The sequence below is a fragment of the Deltaproteobacteria bacterium genome, assembly GCA_016208165.1.
Classification (GTDB): domain Bacteria; phylum Desulfobacterota; class Desulfarculia; order JACQYL01; family JACQYL01; genus JACQYL01.
Map to the genome: position 1 here is coordinate 112246 of JACQYL010000119.1, position 21353 is coordinate 133598.

The following is a 21353-nucleotide window of genomic DNA, read 5'->3' on the forward strand; positions in this document are numbered from 1 at the left end:
CAAAGGATCCCGTCGAGTATTCCTTACAATGATGCGGCTCCTTCGGTCTATTGAGCCGGAAACCGGTTTTTGTGGAGCCAACTGAATTCCGGCCTTCTGGGACCGAAGGGGTTCTTGTCCCGGGCATACCCTTCCTCTCCCGGCACGCCGATTTTCAGCACGGCGGTGAGCTCCCAATCCTCGGGAATACCCAGAAGCTTTTCAGCGGTCTTTTTGTCTTCATCCCAATAGAGAACGATTCCGGACCCCAGCCCTTCGGCTACGGCGGCGAGTGTTATGTTTTCAATGCAAAGCCAAAGGCTGCGTTCCCAGTCGACCTTGTTGCACACGGCCACAATGCCGGCGTTCTTAAAGGACTCCCTCTGGGCTATTCCGGCCTTCTCCAGCTTCGGTCGTTTGGCGGGATCCTTCAGCGGCGTTCTCATCGTCTGCTCGTACTTCAGCTCCGCCAGGCGATCGATGGTCGAAGGCTCCTCCACAAGGATGAATTCCCAGAGCTGCTTGTTGAGTGCCGAAGGAGCCTTTGTCCCGGCCAGGATGATCTTACGCAATTGCTCCTCCGTGGCCCCCGCTTTATACACCCGGATCGTTCGCCTCTTTTCTATGGCCTCGTACAGATCCATGCGTTCCTCCATGGTAAGTTCCGGTTTCTTTCGCTTGCCCGTTTTCAAACATTTCCTTTTCCATGCCGAGCACGTCGGAATAGAAGCAGTCGGCAGCATCCGGATGTCTTACGGTTAACATCAAATGATCCGGCCGTTCGATCTTCATGCGTCTCGTTCCTGTCGCAGAGAACAGCCCTAACCGCCGGCAACGCCCTTTACTCGATAATGAGCCAAGGATCGTTCTCTCAGGCGCCTGACTCTTTTCAGGCCAATCCGAGTTAGTCTTTCTCTCTCTCGATCAACACCGCCCGGGCCTCGATCAGCTTTCGGTAGTACCGCAATACCTTGTCGCCATCCCCCTTCTTCGTGGCTTTCAGGAGATCTCCCTCGAGTTCCGCCACTTCGAGCCGCGGATAGTAATCCAGCATCTCCTTCAAGTGCGCCAGGACGATTTTTCCCGTCAGGATGGGATGGTTGTTGGTCACATTGGCATCCGGAAAGCTCAATCCGTGCTCGAGTTCCACCTCGAGCCCCATCTTGAACTCCTCCACCGGAATCCGGCCCGTTTCCCCGCCGACTTCGGCCTGAATCACCTTAGCCTCCTCGAGTTGAACCTCCGCCTTGGCCAGCTTCGTCCAGTCCCGAATCCCGAGTTCCCGACAAACCCGCTGCACTTCTTCCTTTGTGATGTATTCCGGTAATACCATCACTGCCTCCTCGCGTATTGTCTTGCGTTTCCTAATCAGCCTGGATTCGTGTTGCTTTCGTCTATTTGATAGGGAGCGACCACGCACTGAACATTCGATCTGAGGGAGAACGTACAAGATACCTCCCTCTTGCGGATGATGTTACGTCTATTTCAGCGGTTAAACAACAGCCGCATTCACTTCTCGAATCTTCAGATTTCTAAAGGCCTTGGCAGGATGCTGGTGGCCAAGGTATGACATGGGCGATTCATTCACATGGGTAGCCGCCTCGAAGGGCGACAGCCCTCGGCTTCTCAGATAATACTTCGTTTGGAGGATGAGTTCGTTCATGGATCCCAGGACGCTTCGATCTCCGCTCTTGGAAAAGCTGACCTCGTTCATCCGCGGCTCGATGAATCGTCGAAAGAAAAACTCGTTGCCATCGCCGGCCATGAAGTCGTGCATATAACTGAAAGACTCCCTTAAAAAGCTGTTGTGGCCGGTGACGCCTCGTCCGGGGAACACGATCGAGTAGAGCGAGGGTGTGTTTGTGAGAATGATATATTGAACTCTCTCGACGGTGAACAGGTGACCGGTCCAGTCTGCAAAAGGATTCACGTCGGGAGGAAGACAACTCGTGGGCGTCTCCCCGATCTTTTTCGCGAGTTTCTGCGTTAGCCGAAAAATCATGTGTAGACCCTCCGATCTGATGTCCAGAGCAGAATGGAGTGTACCACAGGTTCGTCCTCAGCACCACTCTATAGGCCATCCTGTGAATCGTGGTTCCAATGCCCGTTCCGTTGCCACATTCTATAAAAAGGCTTTTACAGTATGGAAAAAAAGCCGACAGCCCGCCATTGAAAAACCGATTTTCCGGCGCCGATACGGGACGAAAACCCTCTTGTCTTCAGTACGTTACACAACACACCCCCAGACCCCTCTCTTGGCACATCCGTTGCCTCTTCTCTCCCTAACTCTTGCCGTTCCCGGGACATGGAATTGACGGATCGTCCCGGCGTGGAACCGGAAGCTGCGATAGTACTTGTTGCTACGAAAGAATTCCGGGGTGAATCACTGGAAGGGAACGAACGCCCCCTGAACGTTCAGAAAGAGGACACGTCGGTTATTACCAAATGCGGAGGACATTATGAAGCACCATTCGGAAGTTGCAGGAAATCCCGGAGCCGGCATATGGGCGAGCAGGCCGGGATACAAACCTGTTTTACTGTTGATCGCAGCACTCGCATTTGCAGTTTTGGTTATCCTGCCACCGCCCCAGAGCATGCTCGACCTGGTAAGCCGGGTCGATCCGTCGGGCTACAAGCTGTCCCAGGGATGCCAGACCATCACGGACAGTATCAACAAAAAGCTCCGCCCCAATGTTTCGAAACAGGAGCAGGCGGGTGAAGAGGGAACGCATGGTTCCGGAGAGTTACTCACAAATGAAGACACGGCGCGGATGGCTAAAGTCATGCTGGCCATCTTTGTTGTGGCCGTATTTCTCTGGGGAACGGAAGCCCTGCCCATCGGCGCGACGGATCTTCTGGTGGGCGTGTTTTTGTATCTGTTCGCCATACTGCCCATCAACGACATCTCGAAGGCTTACATGACGGACGCCGTGTTTTTCATCTTCGGGATCCTCGTTGTGGCCGTCGGTGTCGGGAAGACGGGTCTGGACAAACGCATAGGCCTGATTCTGCTAAGCCGCATCAAAAACGCCAAGGCTTTTTCATTCTTCTTTCTGCCGTTCCTCCCGATGGCGGCCAGCTTCCTCTCCGAGCACGCGCTTGTAGCGCTTCTCATTCCCGTACTTATGGGCGTGTATAAGGTGACGTGTAAGATAAACGGCGTCGAGAAAGACCGGGCCCTGGCCGTTTTCCTGTTGCTCGGTATCTGCTTCGCAGCGAATCATGGAGGTCCGGGATCGCCCGCGGCAGGGGGAAGAAACGCGATCATGGTAGGCTACCTGATGGACTACGGAACTAGCATTTCCTTCCTGAGCTGGATGAAGTATGGAATGCCTTTTGTGCCGGTGACGGCGCTGTTTATTGGCGCTTACATGTATATTCGCTGCAAGCCGAAACTCCGGGTTCCGGACTTCAATCCCAGTGAAATCGTGAAAGCGGAAGTGGCCAGAATGCCCAAATTCGGGGGAAAAGAGGCCTTGATGGCCATCATTTTGGTCCTTCTGGTGGCGGCGTGGGTCATCCTCGGCGAAGAGTCCGGTCTCGGGGGACCTACCCTGTACGCCGTCATGGCTATGTTCCTGTGCCGTATTATCACCTGGGACGATATCCAGGAAGGTGTGGCCCTTGACGTGGTCGGACTGTACGCTGCGGCCTCCGCCATGGGAGTCGGCCTCAAGTTTACCGGCGGCGCACTTTGGATGGCCGAAGGCTTTGTGAACCTTTTGCCGGATTTCATGTCCAAAGGAGACATGCTGGCCGTGGGGGTGAGTATACTTACCGGAACCATGACCAACTTCATGAGCGACGGCGCCACGGTGGCCGCGTTGGGGCCCATCGTCCTTCCCATGGCCACCCTGGCTCAGGTTCACGTGTGGAAGGTCGGTCTGGCATGCGCGTTTTCGTCTTCCTTTGCCAACTTCCTGGTAGTGGGCACTCCCAACAACGCCATTGCCTTCGGCATGGGAAGAGATCCGGAGACCGGGGAGAGGCTGTTGAGCGTAATGGATTTTATTAAATACGGCCTGCCCGTAACGATTCTTGCGTGGCTTGTTCTCTGGTTCTGGACCATTTTCGGATACTGGCGGTTCATGTCGTGGCCCGCAATTAACTAGGCCTGGCGGATCCCTCCCAAATACGGAGGGATCCAGGGGCGGGCCGCGTCCGTTCGAGGGCTTTCACCCGAGCCTGTGACCGGACAACGGCCGGCCCCCGAGATCGAGACCAATTGCATTGCAGCGACAGGACAACAGCGCATGAAGACATCATTGTACATCAGCCTTCAGAGAAAGATGATGTTCATAACCTCGCTGGTCTCCCTGGCGCCGATCCTAATCCTGGGAGGCACCATCTTCTACCAGTTCAGCCAGATGTACAGAGAGAAGATCGAGGAGCAGATCGAGTACAGGGCGAGAACACAGGCAGAGGCTTTGGATTTGTTTCTGAAAGAGCGAACCGCCATTCTAGCGGCTATGGCGGACACGCATTCCTTCCAGTATATGTCTGAAGGAAAACATCTTTCGGAAATCTTCGAAGTGATGAATCGTCGGGCCGGCGCTTTCGTTGACCTCGGCATCATCGACAGCGCCGGCCAGCATCTCGCCTACGTAGGGCCTTACGACCTTGTAGGATTGAACTACTATCAACAGCCGTGGTTTGGCGAAGTGGTGAGCAAGGGCATCTACATCAGCGACGTCTATTTGGGATATCGCCGGTTGCCTCATTTCATTATCGCGGTTCGCCGGCAGGAGAACCAAAACACCTGGATCCTCCGGGCCACCATAGATCCCGACATCTTCGGGAACATTGTCAGAGCCGGGCGCGCCGGGAAAACGGGAGACGCGTACATCATCAACAAGGAAGGGATCTTCCAGACCGATCGGCGTTTCGGCAGTGGTATCCTGACCTCCTCGGATCTGGACCCGTCCCGATTCGGCTCGCGAACCACGATAATCGAGAAGAGAAACGGACTCGGTGAGAATCGCCTGTACGCGGGCACCTGGCTGGAAAACGGCAAATGGCTTTCCGTCATCAGCCAGGAAATTACCGAGGAGATGAGCGGTCTCTTTGCCACCCGAAACGCCGTCATCGCGATCATCGTTTGTGGTATTCTGGCGATCGTTGCGACCACGTTTATCACGACCCGCTTGACCCTCAACCGGTTTCGGGAGGCGGACAAGAAGTTGAACGAGTTGAACGCGCAACTCGTCCAGTCCGACAAGCTGGCCGCCCTGGGGAAAATGGCGGCGGGCGTGGCTCATGAAATCAACAATCCGCTGGCGGTGATACTGCAGAAAACCGGTTGGATGGAGGATTTACTGACCGAAGAGGAGTTCCAGGGCAGCAAGAACCTGAAAGAGTATATCACCTCCGTGAAAAAAATAGAGGAGCATGTGGATCGCGCCCGAAAAGTGGTGCACGGAATGCTGGGTTACGCAAGGAGGATGGAACCGAAGCTGGAGGATGTGGATGTCAACCAAGTCATCGTTCAAACCATTTCCCTTCTCGACTACGTCGCCCGGCTCAGAAACATCCGGATCCAGACGGAATTGGCCCAGGACATGCCCGTAACCGCAAGCGATCAAGCACAGCTCCAGCAGGTATTTTTCAATCTCATCACCAACGCCATTGATGCTATAGAGAAGGATGGATGGGTCCGAATCACCACGCGTAAGGACGACTCCAATATCCAAGTGGATATCGAAGATAACGGCCCCGGCATGTCGGATGATATCCAAAAGAGGGTATTCGATCCGTTTTTCACCACCAAAGAGCCCGGCAAAGGCACCGGTTTAGGGCTGTGGGTCACCTATAACATCATGGAAAAGATGGGCGGCCACGTGACGGTAAAAAGCAGGAAAGGCGAAGGCACAACATTTTCGGTTAACATCCCGATGGTTGTTCCTCAGAAAAAATAGAAAGACGCCAACAGACGATCGTCGCCAAAACTGTTCGGCCGAAGCTCATCGAGCCCGGGGCTTAAGAATCGCAATCGATCGGTATTAAATAAAATATTCGCACTGCTTAGCAGAGGAGGTTCAAATGGATTCCTTTAGGGTTCTGGTTGTTGACGATGAAGAGGATTTCCTTGAAACGCTGGTCAATCGCCTGCAGAAAAGAAGTATCGACACCGTCGGAGTCAAAAGCGGAGAAGAGGCCGTGCAAAATGTGAAGGGCAAACTCTTCGATGTGATCCTGCTGGATATCAAGATGCCGGGCGGTATGGACGGTATCGAAGCGCTCAGGGAGATCAAGAAGATCCAACCTCTCGCTGAAGTGATTCTCCTTACCGGCCACGCTTCAATAGAGACCAGCATCGAAGGAATGAAGCTCGGCGCATTCGATTATCTTTTAAAGCCGGTCAAACTGGAAGAACTCTTGACCAAGATGGCGCAGGCCTTTGAAAAAAAGGACGCCCATGACCAGAAGATCCGAAAGGCTCGACTCAAAGAGCTGATGAGATTTCCGGGCAGAGTGTTCGACCACGAAAAAGAAGATAAATAGCACCATACCGGCAGGCCGTATACATGACCGGCGGCGTACCTCGTCGACCGCCTGCGGGCCGCTTCGGACGGCAAGGTATCTTACGGTCCCGGTTTTCCCGGCTGGAGGCGGCGCCGTCTCGACCACCGTCTTTCATCTGACCGGGCGCGTCACCGGATGCATGGAGAGATAAGGAGGACAAAATGCAGGAAATGAAAATGATGTTGGTCGATGACGAGGAACGGTTTCTTGCTACAACAAAGAAACTGCTCTCGAAAAAAGGCATCGAAGCGGAAACCGCGCTCAGCGGCGTCGAGGCGCTTGAAAAACTGAGCTCACAAAACATACATGTGGTGATTCTCGATGTCAAAATGCCCGGCATGGACGGCATCGAGACATTGAAAGAGATAAAAAAGCGATTTCCCATGGTTGAAGTCATCATGCTGACGGGTCACGCCACTGTTGAATCAGCCGTTGTAGGGTTGAAGTCCGGGGCTTCGGACTATTTGATGAAACCCACGGATCTCGATGTACTCCTCGCCAAGGCGAAAGCAGCGTTCGAGAAGAGGCAACACCTCGAGGAAAAAATTCGCGTGGCCCAAACCCGATCGTCCATGAAATCCGCCTTGGAAATACTGAGAGAAACGAAATAGATTACGCGCCGCTTCGCGGCCGGAGAGACGGTGGAAACCGCTCTCCCTACTAAGAGGATTCACGTATGCTTATGTAAGGAAACTGCCGCTACGGGATTGGAAATGATCGCCCTATTCTCCGAGCCGCCTGAGATCCATGAGAGAATGGTTGGGAGGACCGCCGATTCTTCCGTAGCGAAATCCGTGCATTCTCGCCAGGCGGACCATGTTCTCGTGGCCATGGTTGTACAATGCTTCCTTCTCTGAAATGGCGCCCGCCGCGATCTCGCGGCCGTATCGAGCCGTAAGGCAGACATGGTTCCAATGATAATCCGATAGAATTCGTTCGACGTCGTAGTTGGCATCTTGGGGCGCGCCCGGAGGACTCTCCTTATCGGCGTACGGGGAGGAGTGTCCGCCGGCGGAACGGTGTCTTTTTCGGGCCGCATAGTAGGCCGTTCCGTCCGCACAGGCAATTACGGAGGCGTATAAGGATCTGAACGAAAGAAACTGCCGCAGGTCCGGACCGGAAAAAGAGACGTTTGCGTGATGGTTGTGAATGATAATCAGACTGTCGGCAGGGTAACCATTCAACAGCGCGCCGTATTCGGACGGCAGCGCGACTCCGTGCTGTTCTCCTTCGATGGGGGGAAAGATCCTTGTACCGCATCTGAGGTCAAGAACGATCAGACACTCCTTCCCCCGCCGGATTCCGAAACCTCGGGCTTCATCCAGGCTCTTTTGGAGCTTCGCCGCCGTTCGGGGCGGAACCCTGGGAACCTTTTAAAAAAGAAAGCGATTTCTTCGCTTGGCGTTGCATACCATGCTCCTTTCCCTTTTTGTGATAGCTCATGCAATATATATGCCTATGGGGATGTTAGACCTTAACGCATTGATATAACATATATATTTAAATTGACCGATATTTCAATTCAGACGAACTGCTCAATTTCTGAGCAGTTCCGGATGGAAAACATCAAAAAGCATGAGGATAGAGTCGAGTGGGCCTTCCGCACAATTGCGGGCGGGAGTCGAGGGCCGAATCGGAAACTCCCCAAAGGACGATGCTTCCGATGGGAAAGCGGGACTTACGGGCAAGCTAAAGGCAGGGTGATGACGATCGCGTGCACCGCCGCATCGAGCCTGAAAGGGTTGGCCATAGAGGCCGTTGTCGCTGCGCTTCACAGGTCGCATCTTCAGGACGGATAGAGAAACGGGATCTATATATCTACTATTTTCAGCTTCTTTGCGAACAAGATCAATTTGGGAATGGAGTCCACCTGGAGCTTTTCCATGATATTGGAACGATGCGTCTTTACGGTGTTCGGACTCAGGCACAGGATTTCGGAAATTTCTTTTGTGGAGCGACCCTCGGCAATCATCTGAAACACCTCTCGCTCCCTGTTGGAAAGCTCTCCGTACAGCTCCTCCTCTCTCGACTGCTTTTTCAACGTCACGTAGTCTTCGATAACCCGACGCGATATGGAGGGGCTGAGATAGGTACCGCCGTCCAGGGCGGCGTGGATGGCTTTGATAACGTCCGGGCCGGTGGAGTTTTTCAGGAGGTATCCGGACGCTCCGATTCTGAAAAGCTCGTTGATGAAACGATCATGGCTGTGCATGGAAAGGATGATAACTTTGGTTTCGGGAGAGATCTGTTTAATGCGCCGGGTTGCATCGATGCCGTTCAGAATCGGCATTGCGATATCCATGATTACGATGTCCGGCTGCAGCCGTTCCACCATGTTCACGGATTCCAATCCATTACTTGCCTGACCGATCACCTTGAAGCCGGGCTCCATTTCCAGCATGGTAGACAGCCCTTGCCGCACGATGGTGTGGTCATCCGCGACAATAATGGTAATGGTGCGATCGGCCTCAGACATTGTCTTTAATGGGTATTTCGATTCGGATCCGAGTCCCCTCTCCCGGGATCGAGCGCAACGCAAAACTGCCTCCCATCATGGCGGCTCGCTCACGCATGGAAACCAGGCCGAGGCCCTTCCTGATGGCGTTTACTTCACTCTCGCTAAATCCCATCCCATCGTCTTCCGATGACAGGATGATATGAGGGTAGCTCTTGATGATATGCAGGCTGAATTTCTTCGCTTTGGCGTGTTTGAGCGTATTGGTCAGAGCTTCCTGGGATAACCTGTACAGCACTGTCTCCGTTTCGGGATCCAGCCGACCATCGAACCCCACCATCCTGAAATCGATTTCCAACTCACTGCCTTCCGACACTCGCTGCAACAACGAGTCCAACGCAGGTTCGAGGCCCATGTCGCATAACAACGCCGGATGAAGCCGCTGCGATGTACGATGCAATTCACAGTAGGTGTGGTCGATCTGATGTTTGAGCAACACGATGCTCTCCGCCAGATTTTCGTAGGGAGGACCTTTCGACAGGCTCTTTTCGATGGCCGCCAGAGTAAAGTTAATGGCCGTCAAGGCTTGACCGGTTTCGTCGTGCAGTTCGCGCGCGATTCGTTTCCGCTCGAGTTCGATCGAGCTGAACAGCTTTGCCGTGAGCAGTTTGAGCTGTTCACGATGGTTTTCAATGGTTTGAAGCATTCGCGCTTCTTCAACGGCCGCGCCCAAAAAGTTCCCCAAAGACCCCAGAAAGTTCAGCCCCTGCTCCGTGATAGTCTGGCTGGCGGGTACATGTAACGCCAGAAAACCATAGGCCTTTTCCTTTGCAGCGATCAAAAAGCAGGAGAGGTTGACCGAGTTGCCTTCCTTTGAATTCGTGAAAGTGGCTGTGAAAGGAGGATAGATGGGTCTCGGCATCAGGGTAAAATCTTCTTGAAAAAGGGCCTCTCTGAGCAGTTCATCATGGAGCAGGACATGACAGTTTTCGCCCTTCCCGCTCCGGGTAAGGCCGTGCTGAGCGTTCAGAGAAAAGGTAGACCTCGACCGGTCAATCAGGAAGATGCCCCCCATGGAAAGTTTTAATGCATCCAGCACCTTATTCAGGGCGGTCATGAGCATTTCGTCCAATTCCTGATTCATGTTCATGGCCAGGGCCACCCAGTTCAACAGGGACAGTTCCTGATGTCTCTGCTGGAGATTTCGAACCGCGCTGACCCGAGAGGTAATATCTTTAACGATGCCCTCGTATCCTACGATTTCGCCGGCCGGATTCCGGACGGCGGAGCCCGTTACCAGGCAGTTTAAACGGGTGCCGTCCTTCCGCTTCAAAACCACCTCTAAATCCTTCACAAATCCGTCGGCCTCGATCTGCTCCTGAAATTCCCTTCTGTGGGCCGGGTTGGCGTACAAGTTCTTGAGGGAACGCAGGGCTAACAGCTCCTCCTTGCTGTCGTATCCCAAGAGGTCCACGCCGGCCTGATTGACGTCCTTGAACAGCCCCTCGATGGAAGTGATGAAGACCATGTCCTTGGAATTTTCAAACAGACGTCGATATTTCCGATCGGAAGAAACCAGGTCGTCCTCCAGACGCTTCAGAGCGGATATATCGTTGAAGAGCACCACTCCTCCGATCACGTTCCCGTCGTAACCTTTCAGGAGGGAGGTGCTGCAGATAATGGGGATGGCCTTGCCATCCGACCGCTTGATGGTGAGTTCTCTATTATCGAGGGTTCTCTCGGATCGTGCGGAGTTCCTGACCGAGCAGACGGATTCACACAGTTCGGCTTCAAATACGTCCCGGCATTGCTTTCCGATCAAACCGGTGGACGACCGCCCCAGGATTTGTTCAGCGGCAGGGTTTATATAATTGATTACCCCTTCTCTATCTACGGTGAAAAGGCCGTAAGGCAGGTTATTAACCACCTGGATGAGGCCGACCTCGTGGCGAAAGGCCTGTCGGACCACGTCCCGGGTAAACTGCTTCACCTGATCGGACACAAAGTAATTCCACCCACGGGCGTCCGCTTCAGCGTTCAGCTTGAATACCGGGCAGACCGCACACAACTCCCACTTGTATACTACGAGACCTCCGCTGTGTTCCGTGCAGCAGGTGTCCGGTACGCGCCAGCACGGGGTGTCACCCTGGTCGAAAGCCGGGCATTGTGACCTGTCACATCCGAGGATGTTCCAGCACCGGAGGACAGCTTTGGGGACCGTTCCCGCCTTCTGACAGGGCTTCTTTTCGGCCGCAGATTGCATGAATGCTTGCTCCACGGCAAGCGTCTCTTGGAACTTTCGCGCTTGTCCGTATTAGCGATATTTGTTTAAACTTATATCGACCTTGTGCACTTGTCAAATCCACAAACTCAACTCCGATGACTTCATTCGACCGGACGTTTCGAGTATATTCAACTGCATACACGGGGTGTCGTTCACCCCCAATCTCACAAAAAATAGTCGGACTTTCGGGAAAAATCACCACTCAGCCGATTGCATTGCTTCCCGACCCGCATCATAATGGTACAGAATGCTCATCAGGCGTCACGTTCGGAAAACCGGCCAACACTCCCAATAAAACGAAATCCAAGAGGGGACCAAGAGAATGATCTTAGTCGGCGAAGGCATTCACATGATTTCCAAAAAAATTGGCGGCGCCGTCGATAGACGGGATCCGGAACCGATTCGGGAACTGGCGCGTCTGCAGGCCGAAGCCGGTGCGGATTATCTGGACTTGAATCTGGGTCCCCTGACCAAAAAACCCGGGGAAACAGCTCGATGGATCGCCAACACCGTACAGGAAGCAGTGGACCTTCCCCTATGTATCGACACGCTCAATCCGGTGGCCCTGGAAGCAGTATTGGAAGTCTGTAAAAAGACTCCGATGATCAATTCAGCCAACGGAACCCAAAGAAGCAAGGAAACCATCCTCCCCCTTGCCCGGAAATTCTCCGCTGATGTGATCATGATGACCATTAACGACGAGGGTATGGCCATCGACCCTGATGAGCGCTTGGAAATGGCCATGGAACTTGTCGAGGAAGCCAATAGCATGGATATCCCCAGCGACAAGGTCTGGGTCGACGCCGTGCTTATGCCCGCCTGTGTGAATCAGGAGGACATCCTGCGCTATTTCGAATTCGTCAAAATGTTTCCCGAGGCATTGCCTGAAGCAAAAACCATAACCGGTCTGTCCAACATCTCGAGTTGCGGCACGCCCACCGACGTGCGCGGCCTGCTAAACCGGACCTTTTTTGTCATGCTCAACCGCTACGGCCATTCCGCCGTCATTGCCGATGTGTTGGACAAGGAACTGATTCAACTGAATCAGGGGGGGCTGCCTGATCTGGAAACGCTTATTCATCGCGCGATGGATCAGGAAACCATCGATATGGGAAGCCTTTCCGAGACAGAAATAAACTATGTCAAAACGGTCAATCTGCTCATGGGAAATCAGTTGTATTCACATTCATGGTTGGAGGAATAACGGCTTTGTTAAAAGGAGAGGCCTTTTATGGATTTTGAAATTCCCAAGGAAGCATACAAGTCCTCGGTGATGGAGGTCATACTGGGAGGTGGCTCGCATGCTCTCAAAATCGGAGGCGAAACCGCGCCCGCTTTCCATTTCTTCGAAGGAACCTGGCCCAATCCGCCGAGATTCGCTTTTGAAGTCTTTGATATGCAACCCACGGATTGGGACGCTACCCTCCTGGACTACTATCAGGACGTCATTCACAGCCCATCGGAGTGGGCCCGAAAATGTGTGCATGCCTACGGCGCCGAGATCGTATGCCTCCAGATGGTCAGCACGGATCCCATTGAAAAGGATACATCGCCGGCGGAAGCGGCCGATCTTGTCAAAAGCGTTTCCGAAGCTGTCGACGTCCCGATTATTGTCTACGGAACGGGCGCTGAAGCTAAGGACGCCCAGGTCTTGACGAAGGTGGCCGAGGTTTGCGCGGGGAAAAACCTTTTCCTGGGCCCTGCCTTGAAAAGCAACCTGGACGCGATTGGAGAGGCCGCTCTTGCGTTCGGTCACGGCGTGGTTGTTCAGACGGCCATGGAACTCCCCGTGGCGAAAGAGTTGAACATGAAACTCGTAAAGAAGGGCTTCCCGGCGGACAAAATCATATATGACCCGCTAAACCCTCCCCTGGGCTATGGAATGGAATACGCCTATTCCGTCATGGAGAGAGAAAAACTGGCCGCCGCGTCTTTCGGTGACCCGAATCTCCGGATGCCGCTGTTGGCCAACATGGGCAAAGGATGCTGGGAAACCAAAGAGGCCAGGGAAAGCGGAGAAAAAGGGATCCTCTGGGAGGCCATGACAGGCCTTTCGTATCTTCTGGCCGGAGCAAACATTTTGATACTAAGACACCCCGAGGTCTACAAGACCTTAAAGAAAATATGTCGAGGTGAATGATGTCGAAGGGCGAATTTAAGAAGAAAGCAATCGGGGAAATCATACGCGCCGATCAAAATTGGGAACCGGTCGGGCCGACTCCCATGCCTGACTCGGCGGAACTACGCAATTGGGATTTACGTCTGATGCAGACGTACAAACCCTTTTATGCCCCTGCTTGCGACCTCTGCTGCTGGTGCACGTACGGAAAGTGCGATCTCACCGCGGGTAAGAAAGGCGCATGCGGCATCAACATCTCCGCCCAACAGGCCCGGCAGTTTCTCCAGCAGACCTTGGCCGGCTGCTCGGCCCACGCGGCGCACGCGGCGCACATGATCGATTACCTGATTGAAAAACACGGGCCCGATTTTAAGCTCGATCTGGGTAAAGGCATTTCCACCGAGGCGCCGATCATTCGCAATGTCGTGGGACTGAAGCCGGAAACGTTGGCGGATCTCAAAAAAGCCCTTCAATATGTGGAAGAACAGCTGGTCCATGCCGTTTCCGCCACCCACACGGGGCAGGAAGGATCCGACCTCGATTTCAACTCCAAAGCCCTTCATGTGGGCATGCTCGATTTTGTAGCCATGGAAGCCGCGGACCTGGCCCAGATTGCGGCTTATAAGTATCCCTCCTCTGAAATCGACACCCCCTTTGTGGACATAGGATGGCGTTCCGTTGATCTCGAGAAAGCGCTGATCCTATGCATCGGCCACAATGCCGCTACATCTAATTCGGTGGTTGAATACATCGAACAACACGGTTTATCGGACAAGGTCGATGTGGCCGGAATCTGCTGCACCGCGCTCGATACGACCCGGTATTCGCAGAGCGCCAAAGTGATTGGTCCACTCTCCCGCCAGCATTTTTACGTCAAGAGCGGACTGGCGGATGTGATTCTGACCGACGAGCAATGCGTGTGGACCGACATGCCGGAGGAGGCCCGTAAGACGGGTACGCCGCTTATTGCGGCATCCGATAAGGCCTGCTACGGACTGGAAAACGTGTCGGGCAGATCCGCGGAGGAGATCGTTCGAACGGTTGTGGACGAAGATAAGCAGGTGCTCATCCTGGATCCGGAAAAAGCCGCCCGGGTGGCTGTTGAAGTGGCTCTGCGGAGAGCCCGCTCCAGGAAAAAGGAACTGGTGTCTCCGGACCAGGTTCCCATGCTCGCCGAGGCTTGCAAAGGATGCGGTCTTTGCTCCCGTGTATGCGCCAACCTGCTGCCGATCGGCGAAGCCATGAAGGCCGCGTCGAAAGGCGACATCGAGCCCCTGAAAAAGGTGTTCGACAAGTGTATCGGATGCGCCAAATGCGAACAGGAATGCCCCAATGACGTGCCTATTTTTAAATGCATGCAGGCGGCGGCCGGTCAGGAAACCTACCGCATGAGGGTCGGACGGGGACCGGTGGGAGCGGTCGAAATTCGCGAAGCGTCCATCCCCATCGCCTTCGGAACCAATCCCGGAATTGTGGCGGTGGTAGGATGTTCGAACTTTCCCGAAGAGATGGAGGAAATTGCCGACATCGTCGAGGAACTGGCCAGACGCAAATACATCGTGATGCTCTCCGGCTGCTCCGCCATGGCGGCTGCCATGAAAAAATACGACGGTCAGACCGTGTACGAAAAATATCCCCCGACTTTTTATTCGGGCGGAGTGATCAATGTCGGATCGTGCGTTTCCAACTCCCATATCGTTGGCGCGGCCATCAAGGTAGCGAACATTTTCGCCAAAGTCCCCCTACGGGGCAACTTCGAGGCTGTGGCCGACTACATTCTTAACCGCATCGGGGCCTGCGGCCTGGCTTGGGGAGCCTATTCCCAGAAGGCCACATCCATAGCCACCGGATGCAATCGTTGGGGCATTCCCGTGGTATTGGGCCCCCATGCGGCCAAATACAAACGCCTCTTGCTGAGTGACAAGGAAGGTACGGATTGGCGGGTCAGAGACGCCCGCACCGACGAGCTCATGGATTCGGACGACCGCTGTCCGGAACATCTAATCACCGTGGTGGAATCCAAGGAAAGGGCCCTGGTGGAGATAGCCAAACTCTGTATCCGACGCAACGACACTCACCAGGGACGGCAAGTAAAATTGCATAACTACATTGATTTCTACAAGAAGTATATGGGTACGCTCCCGGACGACCTACCCAATTTCGTTCGAAAGCCCGCCGACGTTCCTCTTGTGTACAAACGCGAGGTCATGACGTTTTTGAAGGAAAAGGACTGGAAACCCAAACCTTTTATTTCAAATCCGACCATCATTGGAACATACGATAGCCAAGCTTCCGTGGATTACGTCAAAGGTGGGAAATAAGGAGGATCGAATCATTGAAAATGATCGTCGTTTTTACCAGTGATTACGGGAAAAGGTTTGTGGACCATTTCAAGAAGACGGCTCCCGATTCCTGGGAGATCATCGGCTACCAATATACGGGCACGCTTCCGGCGGTTATTGATGATCCTGAAGAAGTCCTGCCGACGGATCTGCCACAGGGTGATCTTTTGGTGTACGTGGGGGAGGATCGTAAGCTGGCCGAAATCATTCCTGAAATGGCCGAAGCTTGTAAAGCTAAAGAAGTCATCGCACCGGTCGATGCTCGGGGCCACCTCCCAACCGGTCTGGCCAACCAGATTCTGCGTCAACTGAAAAAGAAACAGATTCCCATTATTTTCCCTGCCCCCTTTTGCTCCCTGGCGGAAGCGGACCACCAAGGCCCGCTTACTCAGGCTTTCGCGAAGCGGTACGGCAAGCCTGATCTTGAACTCACCGTCAAGGACGGACGTATCCAATCAGCCACGGTGCGACGAGGTTCTCCTTGCGGAAACACTCACTTCGTCGCGGAGCACCTTAAGGGACTCAACGTTGGAGACAATGTGACGGAGCTGACCGGTAAGTTTTTTCATGCCCACCCCTGTCAAGGATCCATGGACATGGATCGTGAACTCGGGGACACCATCCTACATGTGGCCGGCAACATCATCATGGATACGGTGAGGTCAGAACTGGAGAAGAAGGGTTTCGCCGATTAGATAACCAAGCTCCTGGAGGGTCATCAGAATGACGCTGCCTTATCATAAAGTAAACGTGCTCACCGGCACTAAAGAGGCTCGTATCATTAAGGACGGGGCGGAATATGCCGAGCTCATCAAAAAGGCCGAGCGGCCCTTGCTCGTCTTAGGGCCTCGGGTTCTGAAGGATTCCCTCAACGGGAAACTTCTACTGGACTGGGCGCTGGAGTTGGCCCGTTCGGGTAATATTCCCATTTGCGCCACCGCCCATACGAAGAAAGGGCTGTTGGCAAGAGAGTGTATCCCCGAGTGCTCCTACGACATCATGGAAATTCTCAACTGCTTGAAGACTCCGAGTTGGAAAGGAGTGAAGGGCGAAGGAAATCACGACCTGGTCCTCTTTTTCGGCATCAGGACCGACCTGGCGAGTGCAGGGCTTTCAACACTGAAGCATTATGCGCCGCATTTAAAAACCATGACTTTGTGCCGGTATTATTTTCCTCATGCGGACTATTCAATGCCGAATTTCCCGAAGGACCAAAAGTGGGAAGAATTTCTTGACAATATGTTAGCAAATCTCAAGGAGAAGTAAATCATGGCGGAATTTTCTATTGGAGTCGGCCCCCAGTTTGAAGGTGAGACAGTACGGAAGAACGCTTTTCAGGTCGAATTGGGCGGCGGCACGACCAAACGGTTCGAGCTGGTCACCCTCAAAGAAATGGATGCTATAGAGAACGAGAAAATCGAAATCATCGGTCTGGATATTAACGAGATGGAAGAGGGCAGCACTCATCCATTCGCCTTGCTCATCGACGTGGCCGGGGAGGAATTGGAAAAGGACATGGAGCCGGTCATCGAACGCCGCATTCACATGTATTCAAATTACATGGAAGGCGTCTGGCACATGGGTTCTCGTGATGACATCTGGCTGAGAATTCACAAGGACAGCTACAATCAAGGATTCAACTCCTTCAAGGAATTCGGAGCAATTCTGATCACCCTCTTCACCGCCGAAATGTACATGATCGAAAAGATCGCAATTACCTTCGTGACGGATCCTAAAAAGGTCGAGGAACTTCTGCCCAAGGCCCGAGAGATTTACCGAGCACGGGATGAGCGGGTCAGGGGTATGAAAGACGAAGAGGTGGACGATTTCTACGGTTGCATCATGTGCCAGAGCTTTGCGCCGCAGCATGTGTGTGTCATCACCCCGGAAAGGCAGTCCATCTGTGGCTGTATCTCCTGGTTGGACGGCAAGGCCGCCTTCAAGATGGACCCTGAAGGACCCAACTTCAGGATCGACAAAGGCGAGTGCCTGGATCCGGTGCTGGGTTTATACACCGGTGTGAACGCGGCGGTTGCGGAAAAAAGCATGGGCGCCAGCACCGAGTTTTATTTGTATTCCGCCTTTGACAAGCCTCACACGGGATGTGGGTGTTTTCAGTGCGTTCTCTTTTATATTCCCGAGGTGGATGGATTCGGGGTGGTGCATAGGGAATATCAAGGCACAACGCCAACCGGCGAAACGTTCTCTTCTTTGGCGGGCGAAGTGAGCGGCGGCAGGCAGATCGAAGGTATGATCGGGATCGGCGTTTCTTATCTTCGTTCCCCCAAGTTCATGCTTGCGGACGGCGGACACAAACGACTCATGTGGATGCCCAAGGAACTCAAAGAGCGTGTGCAGGAAGACTTTCCCGAAGGCATAGCCGACAAAATCGCCACCGAGGAAGACGCCGCCAGCGTGGAAGCCTTGGAGGAGTTCCTGAATAATGTAGGTCATCCGTGGCTTGCCGGCTGAGGAGGTGATGAATGGCTTTGAAAGGGTCCGACATCAAGAAGATGCTCCCGGAGGAAGGCAAGAAGAACTGCAAGGAGTGCGGCTTTCCTACCTGTTTCAGTTTTGCCATGAAGCTGGCAAAAGGGGAGATCGAAGTCGACAAATGTCCTTATGTTGAGGCCGAGGTAAAGGCAGAGATCGAGGAGGGCCTTACCCCCCCCATGGTCCTGGTAACTATCGGGAAGGGAGACCATGCGGTCATAATCGGGGAGGAGGAAGTGATGTACAGGCATGAAAAGAGTTTTTTTCATGAGCCGGGCATTGCCGTCCTCATCTCCGATACCGAGGATGACGGGAAAATCGAGAAGAAGCTCGAGCAGGTCAGAAACGCCGTTTACGTGAGAGCCCAGGTCGAACTCAAACCAAACCTGTGGGCCCTAAGGTTCGATTCCGGCGATCGGGGCAGATTTGAGGATGTCGTCAGAAAGGTCCACGAGAGCTCTCCTTTATCAGCGGTCCTCATATCCGAAAATCTTGATGCCCTGTTCCGGGCGAGGGACATATACAAAGACAGAAACCCGGTCATCTATCCCATCACCCAGGAAAATCTCGACGAAGCACTTCCCAGGATCAAGGCTTCCCCCTGCGCTGTCGGTCTCAAGGCCGACGGAGTCCAAAACCTCATTCCGCTGAGTCTGCGACTGAAAGCGGAGGGCCTCAATCAGCTCCTCCTCGATCCATCTTCAAAGACGTTTTTTGAGGGGATCCAGGACCAGACCGTGATCCGAAGGGCCGCCCTGAAAACGGAAAACAGGGCTCTGGGATATCCTACAATCGCTTTTCCCACCGCGTTGTCCCAAAATCCGGTCGAGGAAGTTCTGTATGCCGGATGTTTCGTGGCCAAGTACGCGGGCGTAGTAGTGGTTTCCAATCCCGCCGAGGATTACCTTTATCCCCTCTTGGTACAGCGCATGGATATCTACAGTGATCCTCGCAAACTGAGAACCGTCGAGGCAAAATTATACGAGATCAACGGGCCCGGGGAAAATTCGCCCGTGCTGGTCACCACCAATTTTGCCTTAACCTTCTTCCTCATCTCGTCTGCGGCGGAAGCAAGCCGCGTCCCGCTCTTCGCTGCCATTCTGGACACCGGAGGGTTTGGTGTGGACACGGCCATGGCGGACGGGAGATTCCACGGGCAAGCCATTGCGGATTTCTTCAAAGAGCGCGGCTTGCAGCAGAAACTGCAGACCAAACGAATGATTCTGCCTCATGCAGCCTCGCGGATCAAGAATGAGCTGCCCGACTTGATGCCCGACTGGGAGGTATTTGTAGGCCCGAAGTCCGTTAACCAGCTTTCTCCGTTTCTAGCGGATAAAGCCAAAGAGTGGGGGCTCGAGATCCGTGGCTAGAGTGATCACCGTTGCAGGCAAAGGCGGCGTCGGCAAGACGACGATTGCCGCTCTCATTATAGACTATCTCGCCGGCAAAGGCGTTGTGCTGGCTGTCGATGCGGATCCCGCCGCCAATTTGAACCAGGCTTTGGGATTACCTCCCACGGAAAGCATTGGAAACATTCGGGAGACCCTGGACGATCACATTCGCAAGGGCACCTTCAGCGCCGGTGTAACTAAAATGGATTTCCTGGATCTACGGGTCCGGGAGGCCCTGGCGGAATCCGACAAAATCGATCTCCTGATCATGGGGCGTCCCGAGGGGCCCGGTTGCTACTGCGCGGTGAACAATATTCTCCGCGCTATTGTCGATAAGCTGAAAAATCCCTACGACTATGTCGTCATCGATTGTGAAGCCGGCATGGAGCATATCAGCAGACAAACCACACAGGATGTGGACAACCTCATCATCGTATCCGATCCTACATTGAGGAGTTTGAACGCAGCCGCAGGGATCAACACACTCATTGGTGATCTGAGATCGACAACCGGTAAAATATCCCTGATTGTTAATCGGATACAAAAAGAACTGCCCCAAAGAGCATGGGATATTATTAAAGAGATAAGGGCAGATCCAGTTATAACTATTGCAGAAAACCCGGAAATATATGACCTTGAAATGGAAGGCAGACCTGTAACAGAGCTTCCGGACGATTCCTCCCTCAAGAAAGGGATCCAAGAACTGACTTCAGCGTTAAGCATTTAGCACTATCCATTTCAAACACACGCTTAAGCGCGTACGTTCAAATATATATACGTCCACCATCCCACTTAACCTACACTCGACCATAGATTCGACGTGAGAATAGACATGGAGGTGTCTGGCTTGCGCGTCATAGCTATTTACCAGGGGAAATTTGGCCGGAGATTTGTAGAATATTTGCAGAAGACAGCGCCGTCCTCTTGGGAAACCGTCGGCTATGAATACACGTCGAAGCTGCCGGCCGTGATCGACGATCCGCAAGACATACTTCCCGAAGATCTGCCTACAGGGGATCTCCTACTCTATCTGGGACAGAACAACAAACTGGCCGAACTTATTCCGGAAATCGCCCTGCAATGCAAGGTCGCCGCGGTCATTGCGCCTGTGGATAACAGGGCTCTGCTCCCGACGGGTTTGGCCAACCAGATCAAGCGCCAGTTGGACAGGAAGGGCGTCAAGACTGCATTTCCAGGCCCGTTCTGCGGGTTGGTCTATGACGACGATATGGGCCCGTTGATCCGGGAGTTCTCCCGCTGTTACGGGAAACCCAAACTGAAGGTCCGGGTGGATGGGGATCAAATTGTAGAAGTATCCGTCCTTCGAGAGGCGCCGTGCGGAAACACGTCGTACGTGACGGAACGACTAGGAGGCGTCGGCGTTGAGGAAGCCGTTGAAAGGGCAGGCCAATTGCACCGTGAACATCCATGCATGGCCACGATGAACATGGATCGTGAGATTGGCGATACCCTTTTGAAAAAAGCGGGAGCGCTTCTTGAGGAAGCCCTAATAGAGGCCCTCAAAGGATCGGACTGATCCGTCCATTTACCTCTTTGGGCTTTTTGCTCGAGAAATCAACTACGATCGGGCGCCGGAGCGATTCACTTCGGAAAGCACCCGAAAGGAGGAGATAATCCAAAAAAAGCATACCGATTTCCAATCACATCCGCTTGGTTGGTGATTCGCGGGCAGGAGTTTGTGCCGACTTATAACTCGTTGTTTTGACCAAAGCATTCCACCAAAGATTAGGAGGGCAGATAATGAAGG

The 21353-nt window shown here is 53.5% G+C and carries 19 protein-coding genes; 13 read left to right on the forward strand and 6 right to left on the reverse strand.

What is annotated here, in order from left to right; all coding sequences use genetic code 11:
* Positions 1 to 47: 47 nt before the first annotated feature.
* From HY788_21645 to HY788_21655, 3 genes are all read right to left on the reverse strand, one after another.
* Positions 48 to 671: a nitroreductase family protein gene (locus tag HY788_21645; GenBank protein MBI4776749.1), complete on the reverse strand. Its 624-nt coding sequence runs from the start codon at positions 669 to 671 to the stop codon at positions 48 to 50.
* Between the two features lie 212 nt (positions 672 to 883).
* The gene (locus HY788_21650; protein ID MBI4776750.1) at positions 884 to 1312 is read right to left on the reverse strand and encodes a hypothetical protein; all 429 of its coding nucleotides are present in this window, start codon (positions 1310 to 1312) and stop codon (positions 884 to 886) included.
* 159 nt (positions 1313 to 1471) lie between these two features.
* Positions 1472 to 1981 (reverse strand): hypothetical protein, encoded by a 510-nt coding sequence (locus HY788_21655; GenBank protein ID MBI4776751.1) that lies wholly within the window; start codon positions 1979 to 1981, stop codon positions 1472 to 1474.
* A 457-nt stretch (positions 1982 to 2438) separates the two neighbouring features.
* Here HY788_21655 and HY788_21660 point away from each other — a divergent pair, with 457 nt between their 5' ends.
* From HY788_21660 to HY788_21675, 4 genes are all read left to right on the forward strand, one after another.
* Complete coding sequence (locus HY788_21660; GenBank protein MBI4776752.1) at positions 2439 to 4091, forward strand: anion permease; 1653 nt, start codon at positions 2439 to 2441, stop codon at positions 4089 to 4091.
* Positions 4092 to 4232: 141 nt separating this feature from the next.
* Positions 4233 to 5894, forward strand: coding sequence for a GHKL domain-containing protein (locus HY788_21665; protein ID MBI4776753.1), 1662 nt, complete (start codon positions 4233 to 4235; stop codon positions 5892 to 5894).
* Positions 5895 to 6018: 124 nt separating this feature from the next.
* Positions 6019 to 6480: a response regulator gene (locus HY788_21670; GenBank protein ID MBI4776754.1), complete on the forward strand. Its 462-nt coding sequence runs from the start codon at positions 6019 to 6021 to the stop codon at positions 6478 to 6480.
* Between the two features lie 182 nt (positions 6481 to 6662).
* Positions 6663 to 7112, forward strand: a complete 450-nt coding sequence (locus tag HY788_21675; protein MBI4776755.1) for a response regulator — start codon at positions 6663 to 6665, stop codon at positions 7110 to 7112.
* 111 nt (positions 7113 to 7223) lie between these two features.
* Here HY788_21675 and HY788_21680 read toward each other — a convergent pair whose 3' ends face one another.
* The 3 genes from HY788_21680 to HY788_21690 form a co-directional block, all read right to left on the reverse strand.
* A complete protein-coding gene (locus HY788_21680) occupies positions 7224 to 7685 on the reverse strand; it encodes a hypothetical protein (GenBank protein MBI4776756.1) in 462 nt (153 codons plus the stop codon).
* 626 nt (positions 7686 to 8311) lie between these two features.
* On the reverse strand, positions 8312 to 8977 hold the full coding sequence (locus HY788_21685) for a response regulator transcription factor (protein ID MBI4776757.1): 666 nt from the start codon (positions 8975 to 8977) through the stop codon (positions 8312 to 8314).
* A complete protein-coding gene (locus HY788_21690) occupies positions 8970 to 11219 on the reverse strand; it encodes a PAS domain S-box protein (GenBank protein ID MBI4776758.1) in 2250 nt (749 codons plus the stop codon). The genes HY788_21685 and HY788_21690 overlap by 8 nt, the downstream gene beginning before the upstream one ends.
* A 370-nt stretch (positions 11220 to 11589) precedes the next feature.
* On the opposite strand from HY788_21690, the gene HY788_21695 reads away from it, so the two are divergent.
* From HY788_21695 to HY788_21735, 9 genes are all read left to right on the forward strand, one after another.
* Positions 11590 to 12444, forward strand: coding sequence for a dihydropteroate synthase (locus tag HY788_21695; protein ID MBI4776759.1), 855 nt, complete (start codon positions 11590 to 11592; stop codon positions 12442 to 12444).
* 27 nt (positions 12445 to 12471) lie between these two features.
* On the forward strand, positions 12472 to 13380 hold the full coding sequence (locus HY788_21700; protein MBI4776760.1) for an acetyl-CoA decarbonylase/synthase complex subunit delta: 909 nt from the start codon (positions 12472 to 12474) through the stop codon (positions 13378 to 13380).
* Positions 13380 to 15680 (forward strand): CO dehydrogenase/acetyl-CoA synthase complex subunit epsilon, encoded by a 2301-nt coding sequence (gene cdhA, locus HY788_21705; protein ID MBI4776761.1) that lies wholly within the window; start codon positions 13380 to 13382, stop codon positions 15678 to 15680. Before HY788_21700 ends, cdhA begins: the two co-directional genes overlap by 1 nt.
* 14 nt (positions 15681 to 15694) lie before the next feature.
* Positions 15695 to 16396, forward strand: coding sequence for a hypothetical protein (locus HY788_21710; protein ID MBI4776762.1), 702 nt, complete (start codon positions 15695 to 15697; stop codon positions 16394 to 16396).
* A 28-nt stretch (positions 16397 to 16424) separates the two neighbouring features.
* Positions 16425 to 16967 (forward strand): CO dehydrogenase/acetyl-CoA synthase complex subunit epsilon, encoded by a 543-nt coding sequence (gene cdhB / locus HY788_21715; protein MBI4776763.1) that lies wholly within the window; start codon positions 16425 to 16427, stop codon positions 16965 to 16967.
* A 3-nt stretch (positions 16968 to 16970) separates the two neighbouring features.
* Positions 16971 to 18173: a CO dehydrogenase/CO-methylating acetyl-CoA synthase complex subunit beta gene (gene cdhC, locus HY788_21720; GenBank protein MBI4776764.1), complete on the forward strand. Its 1203-nt coding sequence runs from the start codon at positions 16971 to 16973 to the stop codon at positions 18171 to 18173.
* An 11-nt stretch (positions 18174 to 18184) separates the two neighbouring features.
* The gene (locus tag HY788_21725) at positions 18185 to 19564 is read left to right on the forward strand and encodes an acetyl-CoA decarbonylase/synthase complex subunit gamma (protein ID MBI4776765.1); all 1380 of its coding nucleotides are present in this window, start codon (positions 18185 to 18187) and stop codon (positions 19562 to 19564) included.
* A complete protein-coding gene (locus HY788_21730) occupies positions 19557 to 20312 on the forward strand; it encodes an AAA family ATPase (protein MBI4776766.1) in 756 nt (251 codons plus the stop codon). The genes HY788_21725 and HY788_21730 overlap by 8 nt, the downstream gene beginning before the upstream one ends.
* Before the next feature lie 120 nt (positions 20313 to 20432).
* The gene (locus HY788_21735) at positions 20433 to 21122 is read left to right on the forward strand and encodes a hypothetical protein (protein ID MBI4776767.1); all 690 of its coding nucleotides are present in this window, start codon (positions 20433 to 20435) and stop codon (positions 21120 to 21122) included.
* The last annotated feature ends 231 nt before the right edge of the window (positions 21123 to 21353 follow it).

Coding starts and splice junctions, on each gene's coding strand:
- HY788_21665 (MBI4776753.1), top strand. CDS start 4,233: ATGAAGACATCATTGTACATCAGCCTTCAGAGAAAGATGATGTTCATA.
- cdhA (MBI4776761.1), top strand. CDS start 13,380: ATGTCGAAGGGCGAATTTAAGAAGAAAGCAATCGGGGAAATCATACGC.
- HY788_21650 (MBI4776750.1), bottom strand. CDS start 1,312: ATGGTATTACCGGAATACATCACAAAGGAAGAAGTGCAGCGGGTTTGT.
- HY788_21700 (MBI4776760.1), top strand. CDS start 12,472: ATGGATTTTGAAATTCCCAAGGAAGCATACAAGTCCTCGGTGATGGAG.
- HY788_21690 (MBI4776758.1), bottom strand. CDS start 11,219: ATGCAATCTGCGGCCGAAAAGAAGCCCTGTCAGAAGGCGGGAACGGTC.
- HY788_21670 (MBI4776754.1), top strand. CDS start 6,019: ATGGATTCCTTTAGGGTTCTGGTTGTTGACGATGAAGAGGATTTCCTT.
- HY788_21725 (MBI4776765.1), top strand. CDS start 18,185: ATGGCTTTGAAAGGGTCCGACATCAAGAAGATGCTCCCGGAGGAAGGC.
- HY788_21675 (MBI4776755.1), top strand. CDS start 6,663: ATGCAGGAAATGAAAATGATGTTGGTCGATGACGAGGAACGGTTTCTT.
- cdhB (MBI4776763.1), top strand. CDS start 16,425: ATGACGCTGCCTTATCATAAAGTAAACGTGCTCACCGGCACTAAAGAG.
- cdhC (MBI4776764.1), top strand. CDS start 16,971: ATGGCGGAATTTTCTATTGGAGTCGGCCCCCAGTTTGAAGGTGAGACA.
- HY788_21695 (MBI4776759.1), top strand. CDS start 11,590: ATGATTTCCAAAAAAATTGGCGGCGCCGTCGATAGACGGGATCCGGAA.
- HY788_21660 (MBI4776752.1), top strand. CDS start 2,439: ATGAAGCACCATTCGGAAGTTGCAGGAAATCCCGGAGCCGGCATATGG.
- HY788_21685 (MBI4776757.1), bottom strand. CDS start 8,977: ATGTCTGAGGCCGATCGCACCATTACCATTATTGTCGCGGATGACCAC.
- HY788_21655 (MBI4776751.1), bottom strand. CDS start 1,981: ATGATTTTTCGGCTAACGCAGAAACTCGCGAAAAAGATCGGGGAGACG.